This is a genomic window from Kribbella aluminosa (assembly GCF_017876295.1).
GTDB classification, from domain to species: domain Bacteria; phylum Actinomycetota; class Actinomycetes; order Propionibacteriales; family Kribbellaceae; genus Kribbella; species Kribbella aluminosa.
On record NZ_JAGINT010000002.1, the window covers coordinates 733,155 to 748,842 of the forward strand.

Consider the following 15,688-nt stretch of genomic DNA (forward strand, 5'->3'; position numbering starts at 1 on the left):
CGCCTGTGCCTCAGGAGCCGCCATGTCCCGCCCAGCTCTGTCTGTCCTGCTCGGAACCATGCTGGTCGCCGGTTTGCTGTCCGCGGCCGACGCCGCGGCTGCGTCCCCGCAGCGGGCTGCGTCGGCTTCCCGGAGCACCGCCGACCCCGGTCTGCCGCAGGTCACCGCCCCGACCACCGTCACCCTGGTGACCGGCGACAAGATCACCCTGACCCCCGATCCGGACGGCACCCAGGTGTCGATGCAGCCGGCCGTGCGCCCGAACGGCTACCGCCCCGTGATCCGGCTGAGTGAACTCAACGGTCACCGGGTGGCCGTCCCCGAGGACGCTGGACCGCTGATCGCGTCCGGAGTGCTCGACCAGACCCTGTTCGACCTCAACTACCTGGTCGCCAACGGCTACGCCGACAACGCGACCAAGCAGTTGCCGTTGATCACCCAGATGACCTCCGCGGTCCCGGCCGCGAAGGTACGCCACCAAGCCGACGCGGTCCCCGGGGTCACGCCGACCGTGCAGCTCGACAGTTTGCACGCCACGGCGGCCGACGTACCGAAGTCGCAAGCCGGTGCGTTCTGGGCCTCGATCACCGGCGGTACGGCGCCCACGCCGGGCAAGGCCGCCGCCAGGGCCTTCGGGCAGGGCATCGCGAAGGTGTGGCTCGACCGGAAGGTGAAGGCCACGCTGGACCAGAGCGTCCCCATGATCGGCGCGCCGCAGGCCTGGGCCGCCGGGTATACCGGCAAGGGGGTGAAGGTCGCGGTGCTGGACACCGGCATCGACCCGAACCACCCCGACCTCAAGGGCCGGGTGACCGAGTCGAAGAACTTCACTCGGGATGCCGACATCACCGACGGCTTCGGCCACGGCACCCACGTCGCCTCGATCATCACCGGATCCGGTGCCGCGTCGGGAGGCAGGTACAAGGGTGTCGCGCCCGACGTGGACCTGCTGGTCGGCAAGGTGCTCGACCATACCGGGACCGGTGAGGAGTCCGACGTGATCGCCGGAATGGAGTGGGCGGCCGCACAGGGTGCGAAGGTGATCAACCTCAGTCTCGGCGGCGACCCCTACGGTGACGAGTCGCAGGACCCCGGTTCACTCGCCGTGAACCGGTTGACCGAGTCCACCGGCGCCCTGTTCGTCATCGCCGCCGGAAACAACGGCCAGTACGGCGCCTCCACCGTCGGCAGCCCTGGTGTCGCGAAGGACGCCCTGACCGTGGCGTCCGTCGACAAGAGTGACCAGCTGGCCTACTACTCCAGCCGTGGACCGCTGCTGTACCCGGACCGGGTGAGCAAACCGGACATCGCGGGTCCCGGATCGGACATCGTCGCCGCCCGGGCCGCCGGTACGTCGATGGGTAGTCCGGTCGACGACCACTACACCTCTGCATCCGGTACGTCGATGGCGACGCCGCATGTCGCTGGTGCCGCCGCGATCCTGGCCCAGGAACATCCGGACTGGTCGGGCCTCCAGCTCAAGGCCGCACTGATGAGCACAAGTAAGGACGACCACTACTCCGTCTTTCAGCAGGGCGCCGGCCGCGTCGATGTGGCTCGCGCTGTCACCCAACAGGTGGTCGGTGTGACCACGGGCGTCGACTACGGCCGCATTCTGGACACCGAGCAGGGCGATGTGGTCCGGCCGGTCACCTATCGCAACGACAGCGCGTCGGACGTGACGCTGAGCCTGACTGGCTCGCTCCGCACTACCACTGGCACCGATACGAGTGCCGCGGTGTCCGTGCCCGGTCAGGTCGTCGTACCGGCGCATGGGACCGCGACCGTGGACGTCACGGTGCATGCCGCGGAGCTCGCGGCCGGATTCTCCTCAGGAGCGGTCGTGGCGACCGCGGACGGCGTGCAGGTGCGTACGGCAGTCGCACTGCGGAAGTCCCGCCAGACCTTCCCGGTCCAGGTGACCGTGAAGTCGTCGGCGCCGATGTACTCCGGTGCGGACGTGTCCGCGTTCGACGTGGAGGACTCGACGGTGCCGAGGATCGACACCTATGCCGCGATGTCGCCGGACCGGATGACCGCCTCGATCACGCTCGACCTGCCGCCGGGCCGCTGGTGGATCCGCGTCGGGCACGACCGGCTCCATCCATCCCAGCGCGCCGAGCGGGTGGTGTTCTCCGAGCCCGATGTCACCGTGGCGGGGCCGGCCCCAGCTCAACTTCGACGACAGGGACGCCGTTCCGCTCAGCGTGACCACGGACACGCCCAGCCATCCGATCTCCGGTGGGTTGACCGAGCGGCGCGACAGCGCGGACGGCAGCAACGGCCTGGTCCTGGTGGAGAACTTCACCTGGTTCGGCGACGGTGACTTTCTCGCCGCCCCGAACAAGCCGGTCACCGACGGGAAGTACACCGTCAACCTCGAGTCCACCCGAGGTCAGCCGCAACTGCGGCTCACGGTCGACTCCGCCAACGGACGCGGCCTCGCCCTGCTGCCGAGTTATCCGTTCAACGCGGCCGGTCCGCACCTCGACGGAACCTGGAAGAAGCTGCCGCTGGTCGACGTCGGGTGGTCGGTGGAGCCGGAGGAACTGGCCAAGGTCCGCGGCAAGCTCGTCCTGATGTCCTTCACCTGGGGGCACGGCGGCACCGAGTGCGTGCTGTCGGGCGACGATGTCGCGAAACTGAAGGCGGCCGGGGCGATCGGCGTACTCCAGGAGTCCGGCTCGTGCGAGCTCTACCCGGGCCGGCTCGAAACCGATGCCCTGCCGGTCGCGGGTGTCGACAGCACCGAAGGAGCCAAGCTGCGGGCCCTCCTGGCGAAGGGCCGTGTCACCGTCACGCTGGTCGGTGTGCCGGACTCGCCGGTGGTTCGCCACGTGTCCGAGACGCTGGACAACTACCCGCAGTCGCTGGCGCTCCGGGTACACGACCGCGACATGGCCCGGATCCGTACCAGTTACACCCCGGAGTGGCAGCTCGGTGTGTACGGCGGCAAGGAGGACGTCGGCCAGCGCCGGGCCGCGGACGCGGCGCACACCTTGTTCACTTGGCCGAACTACCTGAACAAGTACCCGCAGACCAGGGAGGAGCTGTTCGGTCCGATCACACCGGGTGCGCAGTGGATCCGGTCCGCGGGCGTCGACGCGAACCTGATCTCGGTCGAGGAACGCCGGACCATCCTGCGGCCCGGCCGGATGCCGGACGAGCGATGGCTCGGTGCCCCGCGCAGTATCGGCCCGTCCGATGTCCCGCCGTCCGCGACGAACCTCACCCACATGGGATTCTGCAGTGCGTGCCGGGACGGCGACCGGCTGGTCGTCGTGCCGCAGTACGCGAATCCGGACCCGCTCGTGGTGCCGTCGTTCGGCGTGATCGGGGCACAGGCCAAGCTGTACGCCGGCGATCGGGAGATCCCCGGCACGACGTACCACGGTGCCTTCCCGGCATTCACACTGCCCGCCGCCGAGGGACGGTACAAGCTGATCCTCGACACCGATCTGACGTCGGCGGCGATGGCCGGCTACGACCTCTACAAGTACAGCGCAAAGGTGCACTCGGAGTGGACCTTCGGGTCGCAGCACGTCGGTACGCCGGACACCGGCAACACGACCTGCTACCAGGCCTGGGCGGAACCGGCCGCGAAGCTGGCCTGTGCACCGCAGCAACTCCTCTACCTGCGGTACTCGGCGCCGACGGACTCGACGAACAAGGTCGGGCACGGTGTGGTTCCGCTGCAGCTCAAGCCGTACTACGAACGCACCGCGAAGCCGCAGACCGCGACGTTCAAGTCGGTCAAGGTCAGCGCGAGCTATGACGGTGGCAAGAGCTGGCGGCCGGTCGCGGGCGTGAGCTTCGGCAGTGCGTACCAGGGTCTGCTGCTTCCGCCGCGTGGAACGAAGACCGTCTCGCTCCGGGTGGACGCGGTCGACCAGAACGGAAACACGGTGTCGCAGACCATCGTCGACGCCTTCGGCGTTCGCTGAGACCTCCTGCCGGCGTCTTGCCACGTTGCAGCCTCGACGAGGGCAGGGGCGGCTGATGGGAGATCGGTGGAGGCGTTGAGTCGCGGGCGGCGGCTGCTGGTGCTCGCCGTCCTCCGGGTGGCTGGTGGGCCACCGCGGTCCGCGCGTACCGCTGGTGGTCGCCGGGACCATGCTGACCGTCTCGGGGCTGATCTTGTCCCAACTGAGCACAACCACGGCCACACTGCACCTGCTTGCGGCCTACCTCGCGTCCCTGGGCGTCGCTGTCGCCGGCACCGTCCTGACCGCGGACGCGCTTGTCAAAGATCCCGGTGCGGCTCCGACCAGGTGACATGACAGAGAACAAGATCGTGGTGTCGGTGCAGGCGTCGCTGGACGGCCGAGTGGCTGCGGAAGGCGGCGCGCTCGACTGGCTGCAGGTGAAGGACGAGCTACACGCGCACTTCGTCGACGTCCATCGGACCGCGGGGATGTTCGTGTACGGGCGGAACACGTACGACGGCATGGCGGCGTACTGGCCGACCGCCGAAGGCGCCCCGTTCCTGGTGGAGTACGGCAAGGTCTGGACGGCAATGCCGAAGCTGGTGTTCTCCCGGACGCTGGAGTCGGCGGGCTGGAACACGACCGTGGTCCGCGACCTCGCCGTGTTGGAGGAGTACCGCAGGACCGCTGACGGCGACCTCTACGTGATCGGCAGCCCGCAGCTCATGACCGCGCTGGCCGAGCGGGACCTGGTGGACGCGTACCAGATCTACGTGCACCCGGTGGCGCTAGGACACGGACCGTCGATCCTCGAGGGCTTGCCGGCACGGCAGGGCCTGACGCTGACGGGTGCGCGGACCTTCGACGGGAACGTGGTCAAGCTGGAGTACACCCGCTAGCTCTCGATCAGCCCGGCGCGGGTCAGGGCTTTGAGGCGGCCGCGGAGGATCTTCTGGCGGCGCTCTTCCTCCGGGAACAGGTCCAGGTAGGCGGGACCCTTGGCGGCGAGGAGGTCGTCGTCGAGGCGGCGTACGGTGCCGGCTGGGGCGCGGTGGGTCATGGCTGCCTGTACGGCCGCGCTGTCGATGCCTCCGAGCAGATCCGTGAGTTGCTCTTCGGTCGTGACACCCAGGCGGTGCAGGACGCCGAGGATCCAGGAGTAGTGCGTGGTCTTCGCGTGCGGCGCGTCCGGGTAGCGGCGGTTCAGGTACGTCGTAAGCGTGGCGGTCGTGAGGTCGACCGGGGCCTTGTCCGACGCGGTCGCGGCCAGCTCGCGGTACAGCCGGTCGATCTCGGTGAACTCGTTGTCGGCCAGCTCCATCAGCGCCGCCGCCAGCAGGAACCTCCGGTCGAACTCGGGCTTGCGCTCCGGCGGGATGTCCAGCTTGTACCGGATGTCGTGCTCGAACTCGGCCCACGCGTGCTGAACCGCCGTACGCACCTGGATCTCCATCACCAGGTTCTTCAGTACGGCGTACTCCGGCAGTTCGCGGCGGTGCTCGTTCAGCCGGACCAGGTAGTGCTTGCTGGCGTACCCGAAGACGCCCTGCGCCCGGGTGTGCGCGCCCATGTCGGTGTGCTCGACGATCTCGAACTCTTCCTCGATCACCTCGCAGACCCGGTCCACCGCCTCCACCAGGAACGTGATCACCCGAGCCGCGACCAGGTCGGTGATCTGGTTCAGCGGGTCGTCGTACTTCGGCCGGCCGGGATCGTCCGGACGCGGCTTCGACGCCTTCACGAGGAACGACTCCGGGTCCTTCGCCCGGGCCGTCGCGCTCAGGTAGTTGATGCCTTCCTCTTCGCCGATCAGCTCGTTGATCAGCGCCTCGAGCTTGCGCGCACCGCCGACGTACTGCTGATGTACCCGCTCGTACAACGCCCCTGCCTGCGGAGCCCACTCCACCATGGCCGGAACCCTAGTGGTCCCAGCGAGAATCGTGGTGTCTATCGGAATCTAGTCATTTCACTAGAAAGTCGTAGACAGTCCGAGCGACACGCTCTGGTCGTTGATCGGTCAATCTACGGAAATCGCTAGACGGCCTCATACAGTGAAAGCATGGATCCGATCCGGAATCCCTATGCGCCCGGCGCCGGTCAGCGGCCGCCTGAGCTGGCCGGACGCGACACCGAGGTGCGGCAGTTCGAGGTGGTGCTCGAACGGGTCGCCGCAGGCAGGCCGGAGCGGAGCCTGGTGCTCAGCGGACTCCGGGGCGTGGGCAAGACGGTGCTGCTCAACACGCTCCGTTCGCAGGCGATCAAGCGCGCCTGGGGTACCGGGAAGATCGAGGCCCGCCCGGACCAGAGCATCCGGCTGCCGATCGCGCAGGCGCTGCACACCGCGATGCGCGAGCTCGGCCACCGGCACCGCGACGACGAGAAGGTCGACCAGTTCAGCGCCGTACTGAAGGCCTTTGCCCTGCGTACGGCGGCCAACGACCGGAAGGGGATCCGCTGGCACCCGCCGGTCGACGTGGCCGCGGCGAAGGGCCGGGCGGACTCCGGTGACCTGGAGATGGACCTGATCGAGCTGTTCACCGACGCCGCGGACCTGGCCGGCGACCTGACCGTCGGGGTCGGGTTGTTCATCGACGAGATGCAGGACATCAGCACCGACGACCTGTCCGCGCTGTGCGCCGCCTGCCACGAGATCTCGCAGCAGAGCGCCGCGCTGGTCGTCGTCGGCGCCGGCCTCCCGCACCTGCCCGCCGTACTGTCCGCCAGCAAGTCGTACTCCGAGCGCCTCTTCCGCTACATCCGCGTCGACCGCCTGGCCCGGGACGCGTGCGACCGCGCGCTGATGCTCCCGGCGGAGAGCGAGGGCGTGCAGTACGACGAGGAGGCCCTCGACGAGCTGTACGCGCAGACCGACGGTTACCCGTACTTCGTCCAGGCGTTCGCGCACTCCACCTGGGACCACGCCCCGACCTCCCCGATCACGATCAAGGACGTCGCCGTCGCCGCCCCCGAGGCCTCGGCCGAGCTGACCGTCGGCTTCTTCGGCTCCCGCTACGAACGCGCCACCCCCGCCGAACGCGAGTACATGCGCGCCATGGCCGAGCTGGGCATCGGCGTCGACGACGGCTCGGTCCCCACCTCCGAGGTCGCCTCCACCCTCAACCGCAAACCCCAGTCCCTCTCCCCGGCCCGCGACGGCCTGATCAAGAAAGGCCTCGTCTTCTCCGCCGAACGCGGCACCGTCGCCTTCACCGTCCCCCACTTCGGAAAATTCCTCCGCACCCGAACGGCTTAAGAACTGTGGTGGTGCGGGAGGCGGAGCACCCAGCGCCAGTTCGACCGTTGGGCTTGTGCCCGTGGCTCGGACGACTGCGGTGAGGGGAGCCGGTGGGCGACGAAGCCGCCTACGTTGCTTGCAGCAGGCGCTCGGCCTCGTCGACGATGGCTTCCGAGTCCGACGACGAAATGACCTGGACGCCGAGACGTCGCCAGCCATCCTTCGCGACCTCGAACTGCTCCTCCCCTGCGGATGTGTCCGGAGGAGTGAACACCGCGTTGATTTCGACAGACTTCGGAATCTGCACTCCGGACTGGCCGCGTCTTGCTACGAGACGGCCGCCGTCTGCCCGGAGCAGCCCCAGGAGGTAGTTCCAAGCCTGGATGTTTGTCTGCAGACGCCGCGTGTCCTTCACGTCGAATGCCCAGACCTGCGACATCTGATGGACATGCCGGTTCGTCACCGCGAAATCTATGCTTGTGTCCTGTGATCCGACGGCAGCGATCCCGGACTTGGCGAGGTGTTGCACAAGCTCGGGGCGCACTTCGAATGCGTGCCGCAACCTGTTCACGACCTTGACTCGAGAGCGGTGACCCACCTCGGTGTCGGTGTCGACGATCATCAGATCGTAGGCGAGGTTCGCCGCCTCTTCGGCCGAGTTCGCCAGGACCGGTCGGGCCTCTGAAAGCTGAACAATGTTGTTCATCCGGACGCGAAGGTCCTCGACATCCCCCTTGCGCAATGGCATGAGGTCAGAAGGCACCAAAGACTCGACCGCCGAGAGACGAACGCTGATGGCCTCTTCGATCCGCCTCATGAACGCGTGGGTCATGGCCGCAGATCCACCCAGTCGGGAAGCGCGCCCGAGATTACCGACCCGGCGAAATGACCAGTCTTCGTTCCGTCCGGCGATGACGGCGATATTGACGAACTCGCCGCGAATCGCGTCGGGCACGTAACGTATGACCCAGTAGTCGTAGCGCACGTGGCCCCCTTTCACGGGCGATCTCCAACTGCATCCCGAAGCCTCTGAGCTACCAGGGCCCGGCGTCCATGAACGAACTTGGCTAGTGTATGCAGTGCCTCGTCCGCAACTCCCCACTCTAGCGGCACTTGGCCCATGACCTCACCCAGGTTGGCGCACGACAGACCTTCCACGAGGTTCGCCGCCGTTCGGAGCGCCTCAGTGTTGAGTGCTGCAGCGTCGATGTTCTGCGGCCACGGCCACGGTTGGTCGGCGCGCCCCGCCAAGTGACTCGGCGTCCAGTCGCCTTCCAGGCTGTCGAACCACAGGCCATGGTCAATCGACCAGACCTGGTCATGCTCGGCCAGGTGGTAGAGGAGTTGCAAGTCGCTGCCGAGGCACAGATCCCAGAGCGCGAGGTAGAAGGCGAAGCGGGTCGCATTGCCATCTCGGCCAACCCGTGTGATCTCCGTGTGCTCCTCAACATCAGGGAGTAGCTCTGACCCGAAGTAGACGCCAGCCGGTAGCCGTGAACCATCTACGTGCTGGTCGCAGACCAGCGCCTCGTCGACCTCGACTAGTGCGGTTGGCCGCACAGGTGCGGCGATACGCGTTCCGAGTCGCCCGACGACCAACTCGTGCACCAATGACAGGTTCCCGTGCGGATTGCCAGGCCACTTCGTCCAATAGCGCCGGCCTCGAGTGGTGACCGCAAGAACCGGTTTCGCCCCAGTCGATGCTGTCGCGAGAATGAGCTGTGCCGATTCTTGGGCTGGACCACGGGTAGAACCCCTTGAGTGCGCGCGTAAACGCCTCGCCGGACCACGCGCCCTTGTCGGTCGCCACGCATGCTCCCTGTTCGACGTCGCTTTAGGGGGTCGGACCCGCTCCGGAATGGCCGGCCGGATCAACGTGGAGCGTAGACCTCTGTCTGACAGATACGAAGTTCATTCGGCGTTCGATGTGGCAGAGCGACTTCAGCCCTGCCAAGCACTACGTGCAGCGCTCAGCCCTTCACCTGGCCGCACTTTTGGAACGACGGATTTGCTGGGTAGGGTCTTGGCGTGACCACCCGGCGGCGCGGCCAGCAGGCGGATATGTCTCCGGGGCGTGGGGGCCGGCACAGTCGACGGAAGTCGCACAAGGGGCAGTGGCTGGTGGTCACGGCGCTTGCGGTGGTGGCGACGGTGGTCGTGGCGAATCCGGAGGTGGCTCACCGCAACAGCCTTGCGGCGCAGGCGGTTGCGGGAGTCAACGAGGTCGCCGAGGAAGCCCCGGCGGTCTCGGTCACTCCCGAACCGGTCCCCACGCCGACGCAGAAGTTCACCACGCCGTCGCGGCCGGCGCCGACGTTGACGCGTAAGCCGAAGAGCTCGAAGCCGAACGTGTCCGTGTCGAGCGGGAAGCTCGCCGTGGTGCCCGGGATCAGCAAGGCGAACGGTGTGCGGGACAAGCTCACGTATCGCGTAGAGATCGAGCAGGGCGTCACGGTCAACGGCGCCGCGGTGGCCACTGCGATCCACCAGACGCTGACGGATCCGCGTGGCTGGCAGGCGCTGCACCCGGTGAGCTTCGAGCGCACCGACAAGCCGGACGCCGACCTGCGCATCATCCTCGCGACGCCGTCGCTGACCGACAAGCTGTGCCTCCCACTCGACACCGGCGGCGAGGTCTCCTGCCGGGTCGAGGACCGCGTCGTACTGAACGCGAAGCGGTGGATCTATGCGATCCCGGCGTACGACGGCAACGTCGAGGTGTACCGCAGCTACCTGGTGAACCACGAGGTTGGCCACGCACTCGGCCACGGGCACTCGACGTGCACCACCCCGAAGACCCCCGCACCGGTGATGATGCAGCAGACCAAGGGCCTGGCCGGCTGCCTGCCGAACGCCTGGCCGACGGTCAAGGCGACCTGAGAGACTGGGTACGACGGACGGGAGGGAGCAGCCGATGTCGTCACAGGACTTCCCGACGTACGGCCGGGACAACGAGCCCGACAAGCAGCAGCCGCCCGGTGAGGACCACCACTACGCTCCGCCCACGCCGTACGGCGGCGGCTCGTACGGACCTGGTCATCCGGTGCCGGAGGAGCAGTTCCCTTATGCGCCGCCTCAGCCGTACGGGACACAGCCACCGCCCGAGACCAACCCGTCGTACGTCCAGCCCCCGGCCTACCGCCCCGGCGCACCGTACGGCCCTCCGGCCGACCCGCAGCCGCACGAGCTCCCGACGTACGGGCGGGCCCAGGCACGCGATCCACGGGTCTCCCGCGTGCTCGGGCTGGCGGCGTTCATCGCCACGATCTACGGCCTGCTCGTCCTGACCGTCCAACGGGTAGCGCTCCGCGAGATTTCGCAGGCGCCGGGCTCTCCGCTCAACCACCCGCTCCGCACCGACGTACTGGACGCGATCGGCCAACTGCTGCTCGTGGTCGTCGGAGCCGCCGCACTCGTGATGTGGGTCCGCGACCTCCTGGCCCGCCGGAAGGCCGGCACCAGCCCGAAGCCGCCTGAGCTGGTCGGCCTGCTGCTCGTGGCGGTGTCCGCGATCCCGATCCTGGTCTGGCTGGTCATCGTGCTGTCCACCGGCCTCGGGGGCAACGACGGTGCGGTCCACCGGCTGCCCACGGCGTACGGCTGGGGTGGGTTCGGTCTGCTGTTCCTGGCTGCCGGACTCTTCCTCGGGTACCGCGAGCTGCGCCCCGACGTACCGAACCCGGTCGTCAAGGCGCCTCCGGCCAAGGCTCCCTGGGAATGAGCGCACCAGTCGTCCTCGTACCCGGTCTGGGCCTCGGCCCCGAGTCGTACGCACGGACAGTCGAACACCTGACCGCGCAGTACCACGTGGTCAGTCTTCCCGGGTACGGCGAACCCGCGGGTGCCCGTGAGGACCTGCACCCGCGTGCGCTCGCGGTCGCGCTGGCGGACAAGATCCGCGCGCGGGCGGTCCTCGTAGGCCACTCGGCCAGCTGCCAGATCGTCGTCGAGACCGCGGTCCGCTACCCGGAGCTCGTCCACGCTCTCGTCCTCGTCGCGCCGACCGGCGACGTGCGGATGTCGAGCTGGGTCGACCGGGCCGTCCGGCTCGTCGGATCGGCCATCCCGGACGCACCGAAGCTGGTTCGGATCAGCCCGCAGTACGCCCGGACGACGCTGCCGTCGATCGCCCGGGCCGGCGAGGCGTCGCGGCACCACGATCTGGCAGCGGTCATGTCCCAGGTCCGGGCGCCCGTGGTCCTCGTCCGCGGCAGGTACGACCTGGTGTGTACGACGGAGTGGGTCGAACGGCTCGCCGAGCTCAGCCACGGCGAGGCCCGCACGCTGGACACCGGCTCCCACATGCCGGTCGTGACCAACGGCCCGGAGCTCGCCGCTCTCATAGAACGAGCAGCCGCCCTTCCCGAAACCTAGTGTCGAGTTAGACTCAGCAGCACAAACCTATGCGGGAGCTCGCACCGAGAAGCGCGGGCTGAGAGGGCGACAGCTGGGTCGCCGACCGCCTGAACCTGACCGGGTAATGCCGGCGTAGGGAGTGGGGTCACTTATGACCGATACAACTGTTCGTCCTGCGGATCGGGTCGAGGCGCCGCTCGTCCTGACCACCGACACTCCGCGAACGCTCGGGTTCTTCCCGCAGTTCACGCTCTGGGCAAACCTCGGCATCTCCCTGTTCGGACCGGTGACCGGTGCGCTGGTGGCGGCGTACACCGGGTCACTGGCCCAGGGGCTGCTCGCGATCGTCGTGGGCTGTGGGCTCGGCGCGCTCGTGCTCGGGGGCTCGGCCGTGTTCGGCTCGCACACCGGTGCACCCGCGATGGTGGCGCTGCGGGGAATCTTCGGGCGGCGCGGGTCGGTGGCGCCGACGGTGCTGAACATCGCGCAGAACATCGGCTGGGCGACGATGGAGATCATCGTGATCTCGCAGGCCGCGGTCGCGGTGACGGGTCCGAGCTGGCGCTGGCTGTTCGTCCTGCTGGCCGGTCTGATCGCCACGTCGATGGCGGTTCGTCCGCTCGGCAGTGTGAAGCTGCTCCGGAAGTTCATGGTCTGGCTGGTGCTGATCGCCTCGGCGTACCTCTTCGTCCAGGTGCTCACCAAGCCGGTGCACGCGCTGCCGCAGGACAACGTCTACGGCTTCTGGCCCGCGGTCGACCTGGCCGCCGCCGGCGTGGTGTCGTTCGCCCCGCTAGCCGCTGACTACACCCGGCACTCGCGCACGAACAAGGCGGCCTTCAGCAGCTCCGCCCTCGGCTACGGTCTGGCGGCGATCATCTACTACGCGCTGGGCGTGTTCGCGGTGGCGACGCTGCAGACGAACACCGACGACGTGATCACCGCGCTCGTGACCCTCCCGGCCGGCGCGATCGCACTGTTCGTCCTGCTGGTGGACGAGGTGGACGAGGCGTACGCGAACGTCTACTCGACGACGATGTCGTTGCACAACCTGATCGGCCACATCGACCGCCGGTGGATCTCGGTCGCCATCGGAGTCGTTGCCACCGGCATCGCGATGTTCATCAACCTGGGCAACTACACGCAGTTCCTGTACCTGATCGGCTCGGTCTTCATCCCGCTGTTCGCGGTCGCGATCGCGGACTTCTTCCTGGTCAGCAGGATGCGGTGGGACGTGTCGAGTACGGCGAGGTTCCGCTGGCAGCCGGCCGTCGCCTGGCTGATCGGCTTCGTCGCGTACCAGCTGGTGAACCCGGGCACGGTGGCCGGCTGGTCGCCGTTCTGGACACGCGTCCAGCAGGCCGTCTTCAACCACCACCCGGTCCCCGGCTGGCTCGGCGCGACGTACACCTCGATCCTGGTCTCGATGGCCGCCGCGGTGCTCCTCGGCCGGATCGCCCGCCGGCCGGCCGCCTAGCGGTACTCGGGGTTTTCGAAGTCGAAGCGGCAGCCGGCGTCCCACTCGGAGCGCTGGTTGCCGTGCGCCGGGATCCCGCCGGCGTCCTTGAGGATCCTTGCCAGGTGCAACAAGTTCCAGGTCATGAAGGTGGTGTTCCGGTTGGTGAAGTCGTTGTCCGGACCGCCGGATCCTTCGTCCAGGTACGACGGCCCCGGACCGGCCTCGCCGATCCATCCGGCGTCGGCCTGCGGCGGCACCGTGTATCCGAGGTGCTGCAGCGAGTAGAGGATGTTCATCGCGCAGTGCTTCACGCCGTCCTCGTTCCCGGTGATCAGGCAGCCGCCGACGCGACCGTAGTACGCGTACTGGCCGTGGTCGTTGAGGATCGACGAGTTGCCGTACAGGCGCTCGATCACCTGCTTGGTGACCGAGCTGTTGTCACCCAGCCAGATCGGCCCGGCGATCACCAGGATGTCGGCGGCCATCACCTTCGCCTGGATCGACGGCCAGGCGTCCGTCGCCCACCCGTGCTCGGTCATGTCCGGCCAGACCCCGGTGGCGATGTCGTGGTCCACGGCACGGATCACCTCGGTCGCGACGCCCTGCTTGTCCAGGATCCGCCTGCTGACCTCCAGCAGGCCCTCGGTGTTGCTGCGTTCCGGTGACCGTTTCAGCGTGCAGTTGATGAAGAGCGCACTCAAATCGTCGTAGTTCGTCACGGTCCTCAGTGTGCGTCCCGACCGGGTGGACAGCTATTACGGGACGCTTTCCACACCCGCGACTGGCACTGAACCGTGTGGACCGAGATACTGACGCCCATGCTGAACTCCGCATTGCGCAGCCGGGCCGAGTACGCGGAACTAGGGGCCGACGGGCTGGCCGCGCGTACGACGCCCGAGCGGGACGCGGCGATCGTCAAGGCGGTCGAGGAACTGCTGGTCGGCCGGGAAACCGTGCTGGACCTGTGCTGCGGGTACGGCCGGATCGCGCTGCCGCTGCGGCGCGCCGGCAAGGTCGTCCGCGCGCTGGACATCTCGCCGAACCTGGTCGATGCCGGTCGCGCGCAGGCTGTCGGCGAGGAGCTCGCGATCGACTGGGCGATCGGTTCGATGACCGACCTGCCGTACCGGTGGGACTCGTTCGACGCGGTGATCTGCCTGTGGACGGCGTTCCACGAGTTGTTCGCCGAGGACGAGCAGATCTCCACCATCTGCGAGATCTCCCGGGTGCTGAAGCCGGGCGGGGTCGCGGTCATCGAAGGTCCGGTGTGGGGACCTGCGACCGCGGGTGAGATCGCGAACGGGATGCGCCAGGGGCCCGAGCACCGGATCGTCACCACCGAGCACGACGACGACCGCAGCAGCGTGCACTTCATCCACGACGAGATCAGCTACGGCCGCCTCTGCGCGGCCGCCGGTATCGACGACTACAAGGTCTACAAGCGCGACTGGGGCGGTCGCCGGCGACTCATTCTGGAGATTCACGCACCAGCAGCTAATTGACGTGTCAAAGAAGCAGATCCCCACTCCACACTGGGGATCTGCTCCTTGTCCAGCGAGTCTAAATCCATTCCGGACAACTCCGGAAATGTCAGCTTTTTGCTTCCAGATTCAGCAGGAACCGTTTCGCGTCAAGGCCGCCCGCGTAGCCGGTGAGTGCGCCGTTCGCGCCGATCACCCGATGACACGGCAGGACGACGCACACCGGGTTCGCGCCCAGCGCCGTACCGACCGCGCGGGGCCGCCTTCGGCTTGTCGATGCCGACGGCAACAGCGCCGTACGTCGTGGTCCGCCCGTAGCTGGTGTGCTCCGGAAGGTCCTCCAGTACCAGCCGCTGGAACGGCGACGCGAGCACCAGATCGACGTCCAGGTCGAACGTGTGCCGCCGCCCGTCGAGGTACTCGTCGAGCTGCCGCCGTACGTCGTCCAGCGGTCGCGGCTGCCGCAGTACCCGCGGGGACACCGACCGGGCGAGCCGGGCGGTGATCGTCTCCTCGTCGCCGAACGAGCTCGCGACGACCTTCCCGTACGCGACCGCGAGCAGCATCGTGCCGATCGGCGTGTCGTGCAGCGTGTAGGCGACGTCGGCGTCCGGGAAGACGGGTGGTTTCGGGTCGGGGGTGTTCAGCCGGGTGAGCCGGCTCTCGAGATCAGTCATCGTGTACTCCGAGTTTCGTGCGCAAGGTCGCCAGCGCGTCGCTGACCAGTCGGCGCGACGCGGCGGGCGTGGTGTCCAGAGCGGCGGCCACACCGTGGTGGTCCAGGTCGCCGACGTACTTCAGCGTGATCGCGAAGCGTTGCCGCTCCGGCAGTTGGTTCACCGCCCGCCAGAGGTCCGGGTCCGGCCACGCGGCGGCCTCCGGGCCGTCGACCGCGACCGGCGGCGCCTCCTCCAGCGGGCGCTGCGGTGTCCGCGCCCGGTGTACGTCGGTCGCGCACCGGGCGGTGATGGTGAGCAGCCAGCTGCGCAGGTTCTTCGCCGACTTCAGCGTCGGGTACGCCGCGTACGCCTTCTCCCAGGCGCGCTGCGCGACGTCGTCGCCGTCCTGACCGGCCATCGCCCGCGCCAGCCGGGCGACGTCCCGCCAGTGCTCGTCGACCAGCGCCTGGAACGGCGGCAACCCCGTAGTCATCACGCCAGTAGAACGCACGCACGGTCCGGCGTGTGAGTCCGGATCACGAGATTGTCTAGTTGACCAGTAGACAATGATG

16 protein-coding genes, 1 pseudogene and 1 riboswitch are annotated in these 15,688 nt (G+C 68.0%); of the genes and pseudogenes, 10 read left to right on the top strand and 7 right to left on the bottom strand.

What is annotated here, in order from left to right:
• Window positions 1-22 precede the first annotated feature (22 nt).
• From JOF29_RS24880 to JOF29_RS24895, 4 genes are all read left to right on the top strand, one after another.
• A complete protein-coding gene (locus JOF29_RS24880; protein WP_209696874.1) occupies window positions 23-2,326 on the top strand; it encodes a S8 family peptidase in 2,304 nt (767 codons plus the stop codon).
• On the top strand, window positions 2,247-3,944 hold the full coding sequence (locus tag JOF29_RS24885) for a protease-associated domain-containing protein (RefSeq protein WP_209696875.1): 1,698 nt from the start codon (window positions 2,247-2,249) through the stop codon (window positions 3,942-3,944). Before JOF29_RS24880 ends, JOF29_RS24885 begins: the two co-directional genes overlap by 80 nt.
• A 124-nt stretch (window positions 3,945-4,068) precedes the next feature.
• On the top strand, window positions 4,069-4,275 hold the full coding sequence (locus JOF29_RS24890) for a hypothetical protein (RefSeq protein ID WP_209696876.1): 207 nt from the start codon (window positions 4,069-4,071) through the stop codon (window positions 4,273-4,275).
• A 1-nt stretch (window position 4,276) separates the two neighbouring features.
• Window positions 4,277-4,825: a dihydrofolate reductase family protein gene (locus JOF29_RS24895; protein WP_209696877.1), complete on the top strand. Its 549-nt coding sequence runs from the start codon at window positions 4,277-4,279 to the stop codon at window positions 4,823-4,825.
• Here the strand turns inward: JOF29_RS24895 and JOF29_RS24900 are convergent.
• Window positions 4,822-5,835 (bottom strand): GTP pyrophosphokinase, encoded by a 1,014-nt coding sequence (locus JOF29_RS24900; RefSeq protein WP_209696878.1) that lies wholly within the window; start codon window positions 5,833-5,835, stop codon window positions 4,822-4,824. The two genes, JOF29_RS24895 and JOF29_RS24900, sit on opposite strands and share 4 nt — an antisense overlap.
• Before the next feature lie 150 nt (window positions 5,836-5,985).
• Between JOF29_RS24900 and JOF29_RS24905 the strand changes: the two genes are divergently transcribed.
• Window positions 5,986-7,179: an ATP-binding protein gene (locus JOF29_RS24905; protein ID WP_209696879.1), complete on the top strand. Its 1,194-nt coding sequence runs from the start codon at window positions 5,986-5,988 to the stop codon at window positions 7,177-7,179.
• A gap of 109 nt (window positions 7,180-7,288) precedes the next feature.
• On the opposite strand, the gene JOF29_RS24910 is transcribed toward JOF29_RS24905, so the two are convergent.
• Both JOF29_RS24910 and JOF29_RS24915 read right to left on the bottom strand, forming a co-directional pair.
• Window positions 7,289-8,146, bottom strand: coding sequence for a DUF3037 domain-containing protein (locus tag JOF29_RS24910; RefSeq protein WP_209696880.1), 858 nt, complete (start codon window positions 8,144-8,146; stop codon window positions 7,289-7,291).
• Window positions 8,147-8,157: 11 nt separating this feature from the next.
• Complete coding sequence (locus tag JOF29_RS24915; RefSeq protein ID WP_307863659.1) at window positions 8,158-9,036, bottom strand: HipA family kinase; 879 nt, start codon at window positions 9,034-9,036, stop codon at window positions 8,158-8,160.
• A 153-nt stretch (window positions 9,037-9,189) separates the two neighbouring features.
• Between JOF29_RS24915 and JOF29_RS24920 the strand changes: the two genes are divergently transcribed.
• The 4 genes from JOF29_RS24920 to JOF29_RS24935 all read left to right on the top strand — a co-directional run bounded on the left by JOF29_RS24920 (window position 9,190) and on the right by JOF29_RS24935 (window position 12,994).
• Window positions 9,190-10,041, top strand: coding sequence for a DUF3152 domain-containing protein (locus JOF29_RS24920; RefSeq protein ID WP_307863660.1), 852 nt, complete (start codon window positions 9,190-9,192; stop codon window positions 10,039-10,041).
• Between the two features lie 34 nt (window positions 10,042-10,075).
• A complete protein-coding gene (locus tag JOF29_RS24925) occupies window positions 10,076-10,882 on the top strand; it encodes a chromosomal replication initiator protein DnaA (RefSeq protein ID WP_209696882.1) in 807 nt (268 codons plus the stop codon).
• The gene (locus JOF29_RS24930; protein WP_209696883.1) at window positions 10,879-11,535 is read left to right on the top strand and encodes an alpha/beta fold hydrolase; all 657 of its coding nucleotides are present in this window, start codon (window positions 10,879-10,881) and stop codon (window positions 11,533-11,535) included. Before JOF29_RS24925 ends, JOF29_RS24930 begins: the two co-directional genes overlap by 4 nt.
• Window positions 11,536-11,556: 21 nt before the next feature.
• Window positions 11,557-11,673, top strand: a riboswitch (TPP riboswitch).
• On the top strand, window positions 11,669-12,994 hold the full coding sequence (locus JOF29_RS24935) for a purine-cytosine permease family protein (protein WP_209696884.1): 1,326 nt from the start codon (window positions 11,669-11,671) through the stop codon (window positions 12,992-12,994). It overlaps the preceding riboswitch by 5 nt.
• Here JOF29_RS24935 and JOF29_RS24940 read toward each other — a convergent pair.
• The gene (locus JOF29_RS24940; RefSeq protein ID WP_209696885.1) at window positions 12,991-13,695 is read right to left on the bottom strand and encodes a flavodoxin family protein; all 705 of its coding nucleotides are present in this window, start codon (window positions 13,693-13,695) and stop codon (window positions 12,991-12,993) included. The genes JOF29_RS24935 and JOF29_RS24940 overlap by 4 nt on opposite strands.
• 99 nt (window positions 13,696-13,794) lie before the next feature.
• Between JOF29_RS24940 and JOF29_RS24945 the strand changes: the two genes are divergently transcribed.
• Window positions 13,795-14,478, top strand: coding sequence for a class I SAM-dependent methyltransferase (locus tag JOF29_RS24945; protein WP_209696886.1), 684 nt, complete (start codon window positions 13,795-13,797; stop codon window positions 14,476-14,478).
• Between the two features lie 88 nt (window positions 14,479-14,566).
• Here JOF29_RS24945 and JOF29_RS45525 read toward each other — a convergent pair whose 3' ends face one another.
• The 3 genes and pseudogenes from JOF29_RS45525 to JOF29_RS24955 all read right to left on the bottom strand — a co-directional run bounded on the left by JOF29_RS45525 (window position 14,567) and on the right by JOF29_RS24955 (window position 15,609).
• Complete coding sequence (locus tag JOF29_RS45525) at window positions 14,567-14,680, bottom strand: MGMT family protein (protein ID WP_307863661.1); 114 nt, start codon at window positions 14,678-14,680, stop codon at window positions 14,567-14,569.
• 211 nt (window positions 14,681-14,891) lie between these two features.
• Window positions 14,892-15,134: pseudogene (locus JOF29_RS46055) on the bottom strand (methylated-DNA--[protein]-cysteine S-methyltransferase); the annotation flags it as partial.
• Window positions 15,127-15,609 carry an RNA polymerase sigma factor gene (locus tag JOF29_RS24955; protein WP_209696887.1) on the bottom strand — a complete coding sequence of 161 codons (483 nt, stop codon included), beginning with the start codon at window positions 15,607-15,609 and terminating at the stop codon, window positions 15,127-15,129. The pseudogene JOF29_RS46055 and the gene JOF29_RS24955, both read right to left, overlap by 8 nt.
• Window positions 15,610-15,688 lie beyond the last annotated feature (79 nt).